At 58.4% G+C, this 17,728-nt stretch carries 6 protein-coding genes and 1 pseudogene; 6 read left to right on the top strand and 1 reads right to left on the bottom strand.

Features of this window, described 5'->3' with window-relative positions; genetic code table 11:
• Positions 1-21 precede the first annotated feature (21 nt).
• The gene (locus tag DMX10_RS08670; RefSeq protein ID WP_023082725.1) at positions 22-1,437 is read left to right on the top strand and encodes a hypothetical protein; all 1,416 of its coding nucleotides are present in this window, start codon (positions 22-24) and stop codon (positions 1,435-1,437) included.
• A 12-nt stretch (positions 1,438-1,449) separates the two neighbouring features.
• A complete protein-coding gene (locus DMX10_RS08665) occupies positions 1,450-4,653 on the top strand; it encodes a hypothetical protein (protein WP_023082726.1) in 3,204 nt (1,067 codons plus the stop codon).
• Positions 4,654-4,780: 127 nt separating this feature from the next.
• On the opposite strand, the gene DMX10_RS08660 is transcribed toward DMX10_RS08665, so the two are convergent.
• Positions 4,781-6,937 (bottom strand): hypothetical protein, encoded by a 2,157-nt coding sequence (locus DMX10_RS08660; protein ID WP_023082727.1) that lies wholly within the window; start codon positions 6,935-6,937, stop codon positions 4,781-4,783.
• A 357-nt stretch (positions 6,938-7,294) separates the two neighbouring features.
• Here DMX10_RS08660 and DMX10_RS08655 point away from each other — a divergent pair, with 357 nt between their 5' ends.
• The 4 genes and pseudogenes from DMX10_RS08655 (at position 7,295) to DMX10_RS08645 (ending at position 17,632) form a co-directional block, all read left to right on the top strand.
• Positions 7,295-13,960, top strand: coding sequence for a DUF3320 domain-containing protein (locus DMX10_RS08655; RefSeq protein ID WP_031652485.1), 6,666 nt, complete (start codon positions 7,295-7,297; stop codon positions 13,958-13,960).
• 103 nt (positions 13,961-14,063) lie between these two features.
• Positions 14,064-14,210: pseudogene (locus tag DMX10_RS33565) on the top strand (DUF4236 domain-containing protein); the annotation flags it as partial.
• A 144-nt stretch (positions 14,211-14,354) separates the two neighbouring features.
• A complete protein-coding gene (locus DMX10_RS08650; RefSeq protein WP_003150525.1) occupies positions 14,355-15,161 on the top strand; it encodes a hypothetical protein in 807 nt (268 codons plus the stop codon).
• 218 nt (positions 15,162-15,379) lie between these two features.
• On the top strand, positions 15,380-17,632 hold the full coding sequence (locus DMX10_RS08645) for an ATP-dependent helicase (protein ID WP_178082933.1): 2,253 nt from the start codon (positions 15,380-15,382) through the stop codon (positions 17,630-17,632).
• Positions 17,633-17,728: the final 96 nt, after the last annotated feature.

The following is a 17,728-nucleotide window of genomic DNA, read 5'->3' as shown; positions in this document are numbered from 1 at the left end:
TATGTTGATGAAGGAAGCTCCATGGACAACGAACGTAAAAGGGCACTGAACAACTCAGTCAGCCTCTGTCCGATCTGGCCTACGCAGGCATCGGAAAAGATTGGCCACATGCTGACCGAGATCAGCCACGCAAACGTCATCATCGACAAGATTGCCGGAACGGCACAGAACAGCGCGATCAAAGGCGGGTTCGCGGCCGAGACCTGGCACGCCGAATCGTTCAACCTGGACGCCATCCTCAAGGACAAGGACGTCCGGGCCTTCACCGATAACTTTACCAATACCCCGCTCGCCAAGAACCATACAACCCATGACATCGTCGTGATGAAAGGCGATGAGCAGTTGCTCGGCGCGCAACTGAAATATTTCAAGAATGGCGATGCCACCCAAAAGGCCTTCAGGTCCACTAAGGATGGCATTCACCAGTACCGGGACAGCGATGCCTTTATCGGTCCCGCAGATCAGATCGAGCAGATCAAAGATGCCGCGAAACGCGACATGCTGCGCAACCAGCAAACCCGTCCAGAGGTGGCCAATGCCGCAGAAAAGGTACGTGAGAAGACTACGGCTAATCTCGACGTCGAGGGCGCCCAGTCGACGCCGCTGAGCAAGCGGGACGCCGAACACCTGGGCAGTGGCAGCAAGACCGGCAAGGAACTGCATGAAAACATGCAGAACGGTTACCTGAACAAGGCGACTGTCCAGCAGAGCCTGCGCGCGGCGGGCTCGGCGGCGGTGATCACCACCGTCATCGCGGGCAGCATCAACACTTTCCAGTCGATCAAACGTGTACGGGACGGCGAGATCACGGCAGAACAAGCAACCTTGCTGATTTTGCAAAACACCGCCATCGCCGCCGGCGACAGTGCGCTGAAAGCGGGTGTCGCCACGGCGACGGTCAGCATCACGGCACGTAACCTGCCGACGCTGTTCGCAGGCTCTGCCTTCAAGCGCACCTTCGCCAACAGCGGCGTGGCGGCGGCGGCAGTGTGCGCGGTGGATGTGGTCCAGAACGTGGTGCTGTTCGCGGCGGGCAAGATCACCCGCGAAGAACTAGAAACCCGGGCCGGTCACAATCTGCTGCAATCCGGCGCCGCCGTCGTCGGCAGCTCAGTGGGCGCCGCGGTGGGTGCTCTTGGTGGTCCCATCGGCGCGCTGGTCGGCGGCATCATCGGCGGCCTAATCACCACGATGGCCATGAGCATCGCCATCGACAATCACATTGAGAAAAGCTTCCGTCTGACGCTGGAAGCCACCGAACACGTGGCGAGTAACGCCATGATCATGCACGACTCGCTGGAATACCTGCAGATGTCGCAGTCTTTCTATGCCGAGTTCCACAAGGGGCTGTATCTGTCCGAGCGACATTTCGCCGGCCAGGTCAAGACCATGGCAGCCCAAAGCACACAGTTGAAGAACCTGATCGATAATCTTTAAGGCGTATTTTCAATGAGCGAAACGGTCGAAGCAGCACCCCAGGAAATCTTCCAACAGCCGCTGGATGCCTCGGAGCAGGAGGCGGTTGAGGCCCTCGTCGCCCAGCACCGGAACAACGCCGCGCAGACCCAGCAACTGGCGGTGGATGCCTCGCGGCTGATCACCTGCAGCGAAGAGCGCCTGAAGCAACAAGCCGAAAGCGGATTCTTCAAGCGGTTTGCCAGTGCGTTCACTGGCAAGAGTCGTCAGAACCAGTTGCAGAACCAGGTCGACGCGCTGCACATGCAGAAATTCGCCTGGCACTACCTCAAGCAACTGCAACAGCAGAACCTGATCAACGCCCAGAGTATTGCGGTGATCCGCAACAACCTGGGCACGATGAACGAATACATCATCGAAACCCGCGAATTCCTCTTCCAGGCGGTCGACAAGATCAACCGTCGTCTGATCCGGGTCGAGAACAACACCAGTTTTCACCAATGGTCGTTGAATATCGAAGCGAACAAGCGCCGCTTCAAGTCGATGCCCAAGGCGCTACTGGTGCTCAACCTCGCGTATGACTTCATGCGCAGCCATCCCGGTGTCGCGCTGACTGCGCAAGACATCAACCACCTCATCGTCACGCTGGAAAAGCTGGACGTGGACTGCGACGAAGAAGTCGAGCTGCTGAGCTTCATCATTGACTTGATCGACCAAATCGAAGCCACCAGCATCGAACGCTATCGCGCCGTCATCGAGCTGTCGTTCGAGGAGCATGTCGCCGACTCCTACTTCATCCAGAAAAACATCTCAGGCTTGGCATTCAACTCGCTGTATTACCTCTCCGACGAGTATGACCGCATCATCGACATGATCTCGGACGGTGAAGTCTGTGATAGTGACGAAAAACGCGAACGAATTATTTCCAGATTCTTTGGCAAGGCGTTTTCCGGTCTTTACACCCAGTACAGGATGCGCGACCTGATTGAGGAGATCATCGGCGGCAGCCTGCTGACTCTGGAAATATACAAGGATCAGCACGGCCTGAACGCGCTGCCCGGCGAGGCCATAGAAGACGCCCACGCCGAAACGGTGGCGCTGGTGTCGTCGCTGCCGGACATCAATGCTCACTCCTTCTTCGACACCACGGATGACCGCGAAGCTCGACACAATTATCTGTTGCTGTTCGCCCTGTGCATCGAGAACTCAGGGGCATTGAGCAGGCAGGGCCGAGAGTTTCTCGAGCTGCTGGCGCACAAAGCCGGATGCCCGCAGGTGCCGGGTGAAATCGCAACGCTGGCGGACAATCCTCGCAAGGCGCAGGACTACCTTCCGATCTTGCAGGATCTGCTCAAGAGCGATGACGAAACCTACACTTGGTTGCTCGACGCGTTCTACCTGCTGACGCTGTGCCAGAAAGCCATCGAAGGGCCGCATGTGCTGCGCATCCTGAACGCGCTGAAGCCCGCGCAGTTCAAGGAGCAATTCCCCCGCGTGCTGGCGGTGCTCACCGAGCAGGACGAGGAAAACGTACTCGCTGCAGCCGAGAAGTTGCAGCAGCAAACTCACGGCTGGAAGAACATCGTGCGCTATCGCGAGTTGCGCTTCGAAAAAGCGTTCGCCGATATGAGTACCCAATTGGGCAAGATCAGCTTTGAAGCTGTGCATCTTTCGCTCGATCTGACAAAGGCGACCATGAAAGCCTCGGATTATTCGTACTTTATGGAAGCTTGGGATGACTCGTTCCTGAGCAAGGTCAGCAGTAAAGTGGGCGGCACGGCGTATACGATTGGCCGCAGCTCCTGCCTCTCCTCACTTAACGAGATGCGCAAGAAGATCAGTGAACTCATCTCTGGGCATTCAAGCACGCTGAATCAGGGTAATCGCGTGCTGACGCGATGGGGCCTGCCCTCAATTACGTTCAAGGACGAGTCCGGCTATGCCGATTTCGAGCTGGATAATTCCGCCACGAACGAGGATTGGTACGACCAGTTCAGTCACTTCGAACGCCAGTTGGACGACACACTGACTTCCTTCTCCGAAGCCTGCACCGATGTTGCCAACCAGCTCGACCTGTTCGCGGAAGGTCGATTCGACGAATCAGTGGTTGAACGCAAAGAAAAACAGCACGCCGAACGGCTCGACCAGCAACAGCAGGAAAAATTGGCCAAACAGTCGGTCGTTATCGAAAAGGACGGCCATGATCATCTGTTCAGTATTGAGTGGCGCCAGGTAGAGCACCCGCCCTGTGATCCCGAGAAGATTCAGCACATCAAGACCGATGGCACCACCTGGCTAATAGTTGACAACGACGACCGGCTCTATCGGAGCCTCGACCGTGAGCACTGGCACACCGTGCGTCTCAGCGCTTCCGAAGACTCACCGCGCATCAGCAAATTGGATATTGTGAGCGGCATGTGGATCGCCGTGGCGGGCTATAGCGAAGGCTTTTATTACTCCCACGATGCGCAAAACTGGAAACAGAGTCACTTCCCGGACGTACCTGGCTACGAATTCACCCGCACCGAAGAAGTCTGCTACTTCAACGGCCTCTGGCTCTGGCGCTTCAAGGAGAGCAAGGAATACTCCTACATTGAAAAAGGCCTGATCTTCGATTCGACCAAGACCGGCAACTACGACAAGATAGCCGTCTTCTGCACTGCGAATCTCGACAATCAGTGGCAGCGCTGGGAAGACACACCGAGCCTTCCGGAAGGCGTCGTGGTGGAGAGCCTCCAGTCATTACCGAACGGAAACACCCTGCTCGCGTTCTGTAAGTACGATTGGCTCTACAAGACGTCGAAAAAGAAGAACAACGCATCCTCCTTCGTCAGCTACTTTATTGCCGGAAAAGGCTGGCGAACCTGCACGTGGGCCAGCGAAGACGATAACTACGATGCACCGCTCATCACACGTATGGGCCTGAAGCTGTTGTGCTTCTACTCGGACCACGTTATGGCGTCCGAAAAAAATGGCTACGAGTGGAAGCTTCAATCCAAGGACATCCGCATCAGTACCTGCGCCCATTTGCAGAATATGAGCCTATTTTCGACACGCTGGGGCAGCGAAACGCTCTACGTAAGCCAGACAGGGGAATCCTTTGCGGAGCTGGTGCTCGAAGAAGGCACCTGGAAACACATCGCCGCTAACGAGCAAGGCACCCTGAGCGTCTACTCGCCGAACAAGCATGAAACCTTCCTGCGAAGTGGCAACTACATCTGCCAGCCGAAAGCGTAAGCGGATCAGGTGCCAGAAGTAGGCAGAGTGTAGGTCATAGCCTGCAAAGCATCGTCTTTGCAGGCTATGGTCGCCCCTAGGATGCGCGATGCCAACGCCCCCCGCATAAGCTATTGCTACTCAAGCACTAGCAGATGCCTCGCCACAGCTCATCAGACTCGACAACAGCTATGAATCGGCCAGCAGTAAATCCGTCAGGGAACAATGAGCACCGACCTTGCTCGTCATCAAACTGATCCACCGGCCGGAGGAGTTGCTTCTCGTCCCGCAGAACTACCTCCAGTGCCTCACGAGATAGCACCCTGAACCCATCGACTGATTGCCCATCGAGCTCAATAGAAGTATCGACTATCCAAGCCCGCAGATCAGTCTCAGTGCACTGGCCGCTGTAGCCCAACCTGAAGCGCAAATCTTGATCAGCCACCAACGCCCTTGCTACCGCGGTACGCTTGCGTCGCAGCTGCCAAGCGGCCTTACGCAAAGTATTAGTGCGATGCAACCAGACCTCATGAGTGGTCGAGCGGATATACCCCGACTTAACCTCCATAAGCAGCAGTACGCCATCACGCTGGCAGATCAAATCCACCTCGCCGGCGTCATCCTCTTCTGTCACAGGCGGCCGATATCCCACCTCAACAGCAAAACCTCGTTGCCGAAGGCTCTCGGCCAGCGCCAGCTCCACTCGTTGAGTTTCTGCTTGCACATCGGCTCTGCGGGCATTCACCCGCCGCAGGTTATTGATGGCTGCCGTCAGGTTGTTCTGCTGCGCGCCAACCCAGGGGAACTGAAAGCTGTAGCGGCCGATTTTGTAGAAGGGCTGCTCATATAGGCGCGGCGCAGGCATCCCTGGCTGCTGCTTCAGTAGTTGCTGAGATAACGCGCTGAGGTCGCTGGTCCAGAATCTGAGAATGGCCTTGGCTGAATCGGCGCTGCCTCGCGGATGTTCCTCGCTGACCGTCCAGCCTTTAATCCTGCGGATCTTCTCTTCCTCCTCGGACCAAGTCATGGGGAACCTGTTTTCCCCCGACAGCATGCCATCCATGGCCAAGCGGCCAAGCGCATGGGCAAGCACGCCCGACTCTCGAAGGTAGTCTTGGAATGGTTGAATGAACTGGCTCTGAAAGAAAACCGAGGTCAGCTCGCTCGCCAGCAACACGTGATGAAGCTGAACCTGGGTACCATTACTGAGAGAACGCCGATGACCCAGGCCGTAAATCTGCTGCAACTGCAGCTCGCTGCGCATCGCCTTGATGTAGGCCAACTGATTCAGCTCATGATTCTCCGGCGAGCCGATCATTTGTTCGGCCAGGCCGGAGTTGACGAATGCCTGCACGGCACGGCTCATCCAGTAGTGCCAAAGCAGATCGCTCTTGCGCCCGGTTCGCTGCCACCGCTCTGTTCCCGCCTCCGACTGGTTATAGATAACCAACTCGCCCGGCTTTAGCTGGTAACGGCACTCCGGATCGAAGCAGAACCAGTCAATCGAACCTTCGTAGTCGATCCGCTCTTGGGTTGCCGCAATCAGAACAGCTAGCCATTCGAGGTTTTCACGACACCTGGCTGCGTCCGCGGTGGACGATTCAGGGAAAATGACCGGTGACAGGTGGCGCTTCAGCGACTGCCCGAGTCGTGACTCGTTCAGGCGGAAGTCCTGCTCAGGACAAGCCCGGAGTTTCCTCAGGATAATGCGGTTGTAGACCTGCCACTGCTGGCCGGAGCGATCATCGGGGGCATCTTCGGCAAATGCCTGATAGGCCAGCACGCTGAGGTAGGCAATCAGCTCCAGCAGGGACAAGTGCTCGAGCTGTTTTTCAGCGTTACCAATCAGCTCATCAAAGGGCTTGAGCTGATCCAGCAAACGGTCACAGACACCGAAGAATACCTGCCACTCTCCCCCCACGAGCGCTGCACGAAGCGCAAGCCATAGCGGCGAAGCAGTACGCTCAAACAGCTTCGAGTAGCGGATTGCCCATCTGAGCGTGTCCGGGGCATGACTGGCCAGCTCCAGCAGTAGCTCGGCGCTGACTGCATTGTCGAAGTGCAGCACCCGACTGAGGGCAAGGCTTGCCAGCTCGGAGCGAGCGACCGCCTCCGCATCATGCCAGAACGGTGCTGAAGCCAGGCCAGTCGCGCGGTCAAGTGCAGAGAGGTTTTTACCTGCAGGCCGTTGATCCAGGAAATGATGCAGGCTTTCATCAAGAGCACGCCCCTTGCTGAGTGCCGGCTGATTCCTTTCATATACCGACTGGTAATGCTGCCGGCATCGTTTCCCTCTCTCAGTCATCCCACTGCACTCGCACCAGCTTCAGATTCCTGGCCAGAGCCTAAACCACCGACCGACCAGGACTCCAGGAGAAACAATGCCTCTCAAGTGACTAGGCGCAGACTGCATGTTGCGGAACTAGCCGAGCGCTTGGGAGTGTCGGTGCATAGCCTTTACAGCCGAATCTCACGAATGGTAGATAGCCAGTTCAAACTGCCACGCGATACAGCTCGTCAACTCAACCCTTTGGCCACTCGCCATCATCCGTCCAAGCCAGATAGGATGAAGCGATGTAGGGAAGCGCGCGCCGGGGGTAGGCCCGTCACGAGAGTTTTCCGCCGCCTGGCCACTTCGCTAGGTTTGGACAAGGAGATCGAAATGAGTGATGAGGTTATTCAGCAGCCAGGTAGCGAGCTGCCTCAGGATTCGCACGCCATCGTAGAGGCTATCGAGCCGGAGGCGATAAAGACCGTCCGCATTCAAGCGACGCTGGTCGCCAAGCTCAACCTGGCCGACTTCCAGAACTCGGTACCGGTGATTCGAGAGCTGCGCCTGATCAACGACAGTGATCAGAAGTACAGCAGACTGGAGCTTCAGCTCCTTTCCGACCCTCTCGTCTTCAAGCCCAAGACCTGGCATATCGACGCGCTGGGCCCTGGCACATTCCTTCCCATACCAGGGCTTGATCTGCAGATCGATGGTGCCCTGCTTGCCCGGCTTACTGAAGCAGAGAGCGTGGCCGTCACCTTTGTTCTGACGTCCCTGGGCAATAGTGACGAAGAGCGCCAAGAAGTCACCCGTCTTGAACTCACTCTGGAGCTACTCCCTCGCAATCAATGGGGCGGGTTATCCCATCTTCCCGACATGACCGCGGCCTTCGTCCAGCCTAACGACCTCGCGGTTGAGCGGCTGCTGAAGAAGGCCGCGGAGTTACTGCGCGACCAAGGCAAGAACCCCGCGCTGAACGGTTACTCCAGCGGCTCAGCGCACGCCTGGGAGATTGCATCGGCGATCTGGGCCGCGGTCGCGTCCCTAAAACTAGACTACGCCCTCCCCCCAGCTAGTTTCGAGCAGTTCGGCCAGAAAGTGCGCAGTCCAAGCCACATCCTCGAGAGTGGCCTGGCGACGTGCTTCGACTTGTCGTTGCTGTTCTGTGCAGCGCTAGAGCAAGCAGGCCTGAACCCGCTGCTGATCTTTACTCGAGGCCACGCATTCTCGGGCTTCTGGCTCAAAGCCGAGGAGTTCTCCAACAGTACCGTCGATGACATCACCGCGCTGCGCAAACGCATGAAGCTCAACGAGCTGAAGCTGTTTGAGACCACACTGATCACCCAACCCAACATCCCGTCACTGTCCTATGCCATAGAGCGCGGTGCCCAACATCTGGCTGAGGGCCAGGAGCAGGAATTTGAGCTCGCCCTGGACATCCGGCGTGCCCGGCTACAGCGGATCAAACCACTGGCCACTGCAGAGGCAGCTCCTGCTCTTAGTACCGCTAGTAGTGAGCAGAACCAGGCTGGCCAGGAACTACTCATCGACTTGCCACCCGAACTGCCTGACGAGGCCCCGGTTGAAGTTGACGTTGCGTCACTAGATCCCAAAGATCGCCTCGCCCGCTGGCAACGCAAGCTGCTCGATCTGTCCTTGCGCAACAACCTGTTGAACTTCAAGGCCGGCAAGAAAGCGGTTCGCCTGGAGGCACCCGATGCCGCGGCGCTTGAGGACATCCTCGCCAGTGGCCAGCAGCTCAAACTGCACACACGTCCTGACCTGATGGAAGGTGCTGACCCACGCGATCAAGCCCTGCACGAAGAAAGGGAACGCGAAGACCTTCGACGTCAGCATGCTTTGGATGCATTGAAGCGCAATGAAGTGTTCGTAGGCCTGCCGGTCACTGAGCTCGATGCCCGCCTCACCGAACTCTATCGGGGAGCCCGCACGAACCTGCAGGAAGGCGGCTCCAACACGCTGTTCCTCGCGCTGGGCTTCCTGACCTGGACACGTGAGGACAGAGAAAGCCAACGCTATCGAGCGCCGCTAATACTGGTACCGGTAACGCTTGAGCGAAAGAGCGCTCGTGCAGGCTTTACTCTGGTGATTCACGACGACGAGCCACGCTTCAACCCAACCCTGCAGGAAATGCTCCGTCAGGACTTTGAGCTAAGTCTGGGCATCGGAGATGGCGCGCTGCCGAAAGACGACTCAGGTCTGGATGTCGCGTTGATCTGGAGAACGGTTGCCCACGCGATCAAGGACATCAAGGGCTGGGAGGTCAGCGAAGATGTCGTCCTGTCGATGTTCTCGTTCGCCAAATACCTGATGTGGAAGGACCTCTCGGAGCGCTCTGATGCGCTGCGCCAGAGCCCCGTGGTCAAGCATCTGCTGGATACCCCACGCGATGCATTCAACGGCGGCGGTGGTGGGGCATTCCCGGAAGAGCGGAAGCTGGACACGCAATACAGCCCTCAGCAGGTCTTCTGCCCTCTTCCCTCTGACTCGTCACAACTCTCCGCGGTGCTGTCGGCAGCACAGGGACGCAACTTCGTTCTGATCGGGCCACCCGGCACCGGCAAAAGCCAGACGATCGTGAACATGATTGCTCAGTTCATTGCGCAGCAAAAACGCGTACTTTTCGTCTCCGAAAAGATCGCCGCGCTCGATGTTGTATACCGGCGCCTACGCGAGGTAGGCCTGGGTGAGTTTTGCCTCGAGGTTCACTCGAGCAAGTCGAAGAAAACCGAAGTCCTTGCCCAGCTGCACTCCGCCTGGGAGGCCCGTGGCACTGCTGACGCAGACACATGGCAGGCCGAGGCACAACGCCTGCAAGGGCATCGTGATGTGCTGAACCAGTATGCCGAGAGACTGCACGAGCGCTACCCCAATGGGTACACGATCTATGATGCCATCGGCATCGTCAGCACCAATCAGGATGTCGCTCCGATTAATCTCGCGTGGACATCGCACACGCAGCATCAGTCCGCGGATCTACTCGCTAAGCGGGAGATCGCCGATCGCCTGGAAGTCAATGCTCAGGCGGTCGGTTTCGGCACACTGAACCAACACCCGCTGCATCTGATTGGTAACAACGATTGGTCTCCAACCTGGCAGCACCAGGTGATCGAGGCGGCACGTGAGCTCGGCCCTGCCATCCATGCGGTGCAAAAGGCCAGTGAGCGTTACATCCAAATGTCCGGCCTACCCTCGCTGCCAGCCAATACCAGGACGCTCAAAGGTCTGGCCGCGTTGGCGAAGATCCTTCCCGCCGCCGCAGGACAGAACTGGAGCTTCGTGCTCCGTCCCGATGCCCGTGCAATCGGGCAACGTATGGATGCAGGCCTGAAACTCATCGAGCAACACCGCACGCTCAACCAGACGCTCCCCGCATTCTGGACATCCAGTACGCTGGAGGAGTGCCAACGCGGACTGGGACTGCTAGCCCGGCATGCGGAACTCAGATCCGGTCTACCCCAACCCTGGCCAGTAGCGAGCATGATTCTGCTCAACCAAAGCCTGGAGACACTTGCAGAGGTTGCACGAGTCACGCAGACGCTGTCCGTTGGTTACTCCGATGCCATTGAGGCACTGGATGTCCGTGCTCTGCTGCAGGAGTGGGATCAAGCCGGCAAGTCGATGTGGCCGAAATCCTGGCTTGTCCAACGCAGAATCCGCGGACAAGTGGTGAGCACTCAATCGACGCCGGCACCGACGACCATTGCGGAAGATCTTCAACGCTGGATCGCCATTCGCGAACTCCGCGCCCGCCTCAACGCCATTGATCCAGGGCCCTCCTCCAGCGCTATATGGAAGGGTCACAACACTGATCCAGCCCTTCTGGCGGTGGTCATGCGCCTGCAGGCTTCGCTCGCCGCGTGCGTTGAAGGCCGTGCTTGGTCAGACGACGGCTTCGACCTCATCAGTCAGGGGCAAGCGGGCCTCGCGCTGAAGGAAACGCTGGAGCGGATGCGAGACGTCCGGGCGCTCGAGGGTGAGATTTCCTCACTCAATCCACTCACCCCTGCGACAGGATCGCTTTGGGCCGGTCTGCAGACCCAACCCAAAGCACTCAACGCTGCGCTGGCATTCCAACGTGCAAGACGGTCTATCCAGCAGGAAGGACGCCTGGAGGACGAGCATGAGCTCGTCGCTAGCGGCGCCTGTGGAGAGTCGCTCCAGGGTGAGCTGAAAATGCTCCAGCAACGAGAAGCCATCGAACGAGAGCTGAGCGACCTGACAGACCTGCGAGAACTGACCTCCGGTCTGTGGCTGGGGCTGCATACGAAGGAAGACACGGTCTCCCGCGTACTCAAGTTCCACGCTCACCTCACCGGTGCCATCTCTGCCCTTGTGCAAACACCAGAGCATGTCGAGGGGATCAAATCAGCACTGGGGCGCTTGCTGGGTGATGCCAATACCCTGCTCGAGCCCGAGGGTCAGTTGGCCCAGGCCGGCGGGCAGTTGCTGGAGTCGCTTGATAAGTACGTCGCGCATACGCAGAAGCTCGTCGACGCCGGGCATGTCTTGGCCGAGGATGCCGCCGATTTCACAGAACAGGAACTGAGTCAGCAGCGCGTGCAGTGCGACCAAATCGTCCAATCCGGCAACGGCCTGCACGCCTGGTGCGCCTGGAAGAAAGCATGCGATGAAGCGTCCGCTCTCGGCCTGCTTCCACTGGTAGATGCCCTGAAAGCAGGGCATATTCCGCAAGGCTCCGTGCGCAAGGCATTCGAAACGAACTATGCCCGTTGGTGGTTGAACACGGCCGTTGATCACGAGCCTGTCATTCGCACATTCGTGAGCGTCGAACACGAGCAGCGCATTCGAGACTTCCGTGCGCTGGACGACCGCTTCACCACGCTGACCCGTGATTTGCTTCGCGCACGCCTGTGTGCCGAACTCCCCACACAGGACTCGGTGAGCAAGAACTCGGAATGGGGCGTCCTTAGGCACGAGATCACGAAAAAAACGCGCCACCTTCCCCTGCGCGAGCTGATGTCGAAAATCCCCGATGCCCTCACCAAGCTGACGCCGTGTTTGCTGATGAGTCCGCTCTCCATCGCCCAGTACCTGGCAGCGAACGCTAGCGTCTTTGATGTGGTGATCTTCGACGAAGCCTCACAAATTCCGGTATGGGATGCGATCGGCGCCATCGCTCGAGGTAAGCAGGTGGTGATGGTTGGTGACCCCAAACAGCTTCCCCCGACCTCCTTCTTCGATCGTGCAGAATCCACCCAGGATGACGTTGATATCGAGGCCGACCTCGAAAGCATTTTGGATGAATGCATCAGTGCCAACCTGCCGATCCGCAACCTGAACTGGCACTACCGTAGTCGGCACGAAAGCCTGATTGCGTTCTCGAACCAGCGCTACTACGAGTCCAAGCTGGTGACCTTCCCCTCCCCTGTTACGAATGATCGTGCCGTCAGCCTGCACGTCGTCAACGGGGTGTACGAAAAAGGCTCTGCCCGCACCAACCCGGCAGAAGCCAAGGCATTGGTCGCTGACCTGATCGGCCGGCTGCGCAGCCCTGGATTCAGAGAGAGCAAGCTGACCATCGGCGTCGTGACATTCAACGGCGAACAGCAAAAGCTGATCGAGGATCTGCTCGACACCGAACGCCGAAAAGACCCCGCGTTGGAAAGCTACTTCTCGGAGAGCGAGCTTGAACCCGTATTCGTGAAAAACCTGGAAAGTGTTCAGGGTGACGAGCGCGACATTATGTACTTCTCGATCACCTACGGCCCCGATGCTGCAGGCAACGTTGCCATGAACTTCGGCCCGCTCAATCGCACGGGAGGTGAGCGTCGGCTCAACGTCGCCGTCACCCGGGCTCGCCATGAACTTCGCGTCTTCAGCACCCTGCGAGCCGAAAAGATCGACCTGGCACGCACACAGGCCTTGGGCGTCCGCGATCTCAAGCACTTCCTCGAATTTGCCGACCGCGGTGCTCGCGCACTTGCAGGAGCCGATACCGGAAGCCTGGGCGGATACGACAGCCCCTTTGAGGAAGCCGTTGCGAACGCGCTTCGTCGCAAGGGCTGGCAGGTCGTCACCCAAGTCGGTGTGTCGTCGTTCCGAATCGACCTGGCGGTTGTCGATCCCGATGCGCCTGGGCGCTACCTCGCCGGCGTCGAGTGCGATGGGGCGACCTACCACCGCAGCGCAACAGCCCGTGATCGGGACAAGCTGCGCGAGCAAGTGCTACGAGGTCTAGGCTGGGAGATTCTGCGCATCTGGTCGACCGACTGGTGGATCGACGCCCCGGGCACTGCACAGAAAACCCATGAGCACCTTGAGGCCCTGTTGGTTGAAAGCCGCCAGCAACGTGCCGCCCGTGAAGCCGAGGAGCAATTGGTCGCGAATGCCGCGCAATACCAAGCTTCGCTGAACGACAACGTTAGAGAACTCCCTCTCGACCGCCCCCAGCTCAAAACGCCCGATGAGTCTGAGGAACTCGACGCCGAGACCGAGGCGATCGAAATACCGAGCGTGCGCTACGCCGATACGCAGGCAGACGCCACACGCACCTCGACTACCTTCCCTTACTACCGAGGGAGCGACCCGCTGAGCGCCGTGGAAGGCGTGGATCCGGATGCATTCTTCGATGCGCGCTATGACACTGTCCTGGCGATGATGATCAAACATGTGATCGACGAGGAAGGCCCCGTCCTCGATACCTCGCTCGCCCGCCGAATCGCCCGGGCACATGGCTGGACTCGTACTGGCGCACGCATTCGTGATCGTGTCGTCAGCGTGGCCGATCGCGTACACCGCAAGGTTGAAGAGGACGCTGGGCACTTCTATTGGCCCAGCCGCTTACCAAACTGCGAAGCCGTGGTGTATCGCCGACCGGCAGACGCCGATAACACTCGGCCAGTCGATGAGATCTGCAGCTTGGAGCTCCTTGCCTTGGCACGTGCATTGGCAGACCAAAGCCTCATCGGCGAAGGCTTGCTCTACGCCATGGCACGAGAGCTCGGACTGAGCAAAGTCTCGGCATCAACCCGAACCAGGATCCAAGGAGCGATCGACCAGCTGTTCTCCTGAGCAGTTGGTCGATCACTTGGGCACAGCGTTAGCTGCGCAAGAAGACCGTACGATCGAGGGATGCCCCCACTGCCAGGGGGCAATTTCAAAGCCCGGAGGGAACATGGGATTGTCAGTGCGTAAGTCAGTGAGAGTGGGCCCGTTTAGGTTCAACCTCTCGAAGTCTGGAATTGGTGTTTCCGCCGGCATCAAAGGCCTCCGGGTTGGAACCGGGCCCAGGGGCAACTACATCCACATGGGACGCGGAGGCTTTTACTACCGCCAAACCCTTCCATCCAATAGCTCGGCCCCTCCCATTGCACCACCCAAGCCGGTGAGAGCACCCACCCCAGTAGCCGACACCCCATCGCACACGCACGAGCCCCTCAAGGAAATCGACAGTGGCGAAATTGGCTTGATGGTGGACTCCTCATCGCAAGCCCTCGTCGACGAGCTGAATACCAAGCGAAAGCGCTTGCGCCTTTGGCCCTTCGTCGCCGCCCTCACCGTCGGCGCGTTTGTCCTCTCGGCGAAGCAGCTGCCACCCTGGGCATTGCTTACCCTGCTCATCATTGGCGGCCTGCTAATGGCCGTAACGTACTACTGGGATCTGCTGAGAAAAACGACGGTCATGCTCTACGACATCGAGTCGGAATTCGCCGGTGTCGTCGAGCAATTGCATACCGCCTTCGACGGCGTTCGAAGCTGTCGCGCAACCTGGCATCTTCAGGCTCAAGGGAAGGTGCTTGATCGCAAGTACCACGCCGGCGCCAGTCACCTGGTGACCAGAAGCTCGATCGCACTCGGACTGCAAAACCCGCCCTTCGTCAAAACCAACGTTGCCACCCCCAGCATCCCCGTGGGCCGCCAGACCCTCTATTTTTTCCCGGACAAGGTGCTCGTGTTCGAAGCCAACGGGGTCGGCGCGGTGTCCTATGAAAACCTGCGAATCGACATCTCTACGACGAACTTCATCGAAGACGGCGCCGTCCCGAAAGACGCCGAGATCGTCAGCAGAACTTGGAAGTTTGTGAACAAAAAAGGCGGCCCAGACAGGCGTTTCAAGAACAACCGAGAACTGCCTGTTGTGCGCTATGAGGAGGTTCAGTTTTCGAGCAACACCGGCTTACTCGAGCGCATCCAGATCTCCTGCGTAGGACGCACATCCAGCTTGGCCCAAGCTATCGGCAGCATCGGCAGAGCAAAAGGCGAGCGCCAGTAGCCATTGCGTAGTTGCTACCACGTCCGCAGCGACGAGACGAAGGAGCGGGATGTAGCCACTCAGCGTGCTGATTGAGCGCCGCTGAAAGGGCTTGGCCACGACCGGCCAACGTTTTCTCGCAGACCAGGCGGCGCTCAGCTCTCTGGCAGATAGAATGGGCTTCCTCGTTTCAAATTGGAAAGTGGGCGATGTCGGAGCGGACGTACACGAAGGAACAATTGCAGGTCATCGAGCACGCAGGTGCCCATGCAATTGTGGCGGCAGTGGCAGGCTCGGGAAAAACCGAGACGCTGATTGGCCGCGTCCGGCATCTTCTGCGCGACATCAGCCCAGTCCATATCGCCGTCGTCATGTTCAACAGGGACGCCGCCCTATCGTTCCGGCGGCGTTTCGAGCAGGCAGTCCAAGGTACTGCGCCTGAAATCAGGACGTTCAACTCGATGGGCAACAAGATCGTCAATCGACTTGTCCAGAACGGGCTGCTTCCAGAAGCCAGGATAGAACCCAAGGATCATCTGCGGACGAAGATTGCCAAGGACGCTTTCACCCGGGTTTTTAAAGCTATCAACGGCAGCAACGTCACGCCGGACAAGGAGTTGATCGATGGATTCATCTCCTTCTTGCTGCTGGTCAAGTCGAGCACGCACAGCCCCGAGGAGGTGTTCGAAACACGCCAGTACGGGTCGATAACCCAAGGGTACGTCGAGGCATTTCGTCTCTATGAAGAGCACCGGGCGCAGCTGAAGGTCAGGTTTTTTGAAGATCAGCTGTACGACCCCGTCAAGCTGATGCTGAGGCAACCCGCGACACAGCGATACGTTCAGAACCGGGTTGATCACCTCATCGTCGACGAAGCTCAGGACATGAACGGCATCCAGATCGCTCTGCTGAAAATCCTCGCCGGTGACCGGGCCAAGGTCATGCTCGTCGGGGATGAAGACCAGGCCATCTATGATTGGCGTGGTGCCGAACCCGACTACCTCATCCGGGGCTTTGAACAAGACTTTCCAGAGGCCACCCGATACACCCTGCCGCACACGTTCCGCTTTGGCCACATGCTTTCGATCGCGGCCAGCCAGGTGATCAGCTGCAACACCAATCGCAACCCCAAGATCAGCATCTCTGCCAAGGGCACACCGCGCACGCGTATCCACTGCCTGCCGCTGGCCCTCGGGCTGGCTGACCTGGGAGAACACGTAGCAGAGCGGCTCACCTCCGGGGTGAAGCTCCAGGACATCGCGGTGCTGGTGAGAACCTACGACCTGAGCGTCACCTTGGAGCTGGATCTGCACCAACGCGGCATCCCCTATCACGTCTATGGCCGGCCGCCGCTGATGCGTATTCCCGAGATCAGCGCGCTGCTCGGTGTCCTCCAGTTGGCCAGTGGCCGCTGGAAAACCTTGGATGCCGACCAGCTCCGATACGTCATCAAGAGTTTGCTGTACCGCCCTACCCTCTACTTGGACAAGGCAGCAATAAACCGCGTCGTAGAGTTCGTCGTGCGTCAGCCAGAACGCCTTGTTGAAGCCATCCGCTCGACCATCACACTGCAAACCAAAGACTATCAAGCCAACCAGATTCGTGACCGTGCGGATTTGCTTGAGATCCTGGCGACCGCCACCGATCCGCAGGAGAAGGTGCTCACCGTCCTGGATCGCTATCTGCTGGCAACGGAGTTCGAACGCAATATCGAAAAGCAGTCCCCCACCGCGGATCAGGCGGCTGCCGTTATGGCGAACGTCCAGGCCTTCCGGCTCATTGCCAGCCGGCATGAAGGCAGCATCGATGCGTTTCTGGATAGCATCGACCCGCTCATCGACTCATCGGCCATGGAGCCCCCCACAACGCCACACGTGTGGATCAGCTCCATTCATCGAGCGAAAGGGGCACAGTGGTCGAGGGTCTTCGTACCTGGAGTCGTGAGAAGCGGCTTTCCCAGGGACGACCTAAGCGCCGATGAAATCGAGGCAGAGCGCCGGCTGTTCTACGTGGCCATCACGCGCGCCGTCGATGAGGTTTTCATTGCTCACCCCAACGACCCGGAGTTTCAGCGGAGCCTGGAGCGCCCGGATATCACTGAAACGCATCCGGAAACGAGCTCCGTATCTCGCTTTCTTTGGGAGATGGATATTGCCTTGGCTCGGCATGCAGGAGCCGCTGTCGAAGAAGAATGCTTCGCGGCCCTTGGAGAGGTAGACCGCCCCGAGATCGCGAATACCTATTTCACGACCTTTCCCTTCTCTAAAGACTGGCGCTATGCAAAGCGCCCACAGCCGTCCTCACCCGCGTCCATGGGAGCAAACCAAAACATCTTCGGCGCGGCAAAAGGAACGCGGGTAATTCATGCCATCTTCGGGAGTGGAACCATCGACAGATGGATCGACGATCGTGTTCTGCGAGTCGTTTTTGACGATGGGGATACGCGTCTACTGGTGGCAAGCATGGCGCCGATGGAGATAGCGTCGGCATAAAGGCGGTATTCTAGGTCAGTAGGGGCGTCACTCGACACCCATGTACAAGCCAATGGGCATCACATTGCGCGGAGTTCTATCCCATTTCCACGGGCA

The organism is Pseudomonas sp. 57B-090624 (assembly GCF_003234055.1).
GTDB classification, from domain to species: Bacteria; Pseudomonadota; Gammaproteobacteria; order Pseudomonadales; family Pseudomonadaceae; genus Metapseudomonas; species Metapseudomonas tohonis.
Note: the sequence above shows the minus strand (reverse complement) of the source record. Positions and strands in the feature narration are given on the sequence as shown.

Coding starts and splice junctions, on each gene's coding strand:
- DMX10_RS08670 (WP_023082725.1), top strand. CDS start 22: ATGGACAACGAACGTAAAAGGGCACTGAACAACTCAGTCAGCCTCTGT.
- DMX10_RS08665 (WP_023082726.1), top strand. CDS start 1,450: ATGAGCGAAACGGTCGAAGCAGCACCCCAGGAAATCTTCCAACAGCCG.
- DMX10_RS08660 (WP_023082727.1), bottom strand. CDS start 6,937: ATGACTGAGAGAGGGAAACGATGCCGGCAGCATTACCAGTCGGTATAT.
- DMX10_RS08655 (WP_031652485.1), top strand. CDS start 7,295: ATGAGTGATGAGGTTATTCAGCAGCCAGGTAGCGAGCTGCCTCAGGAT.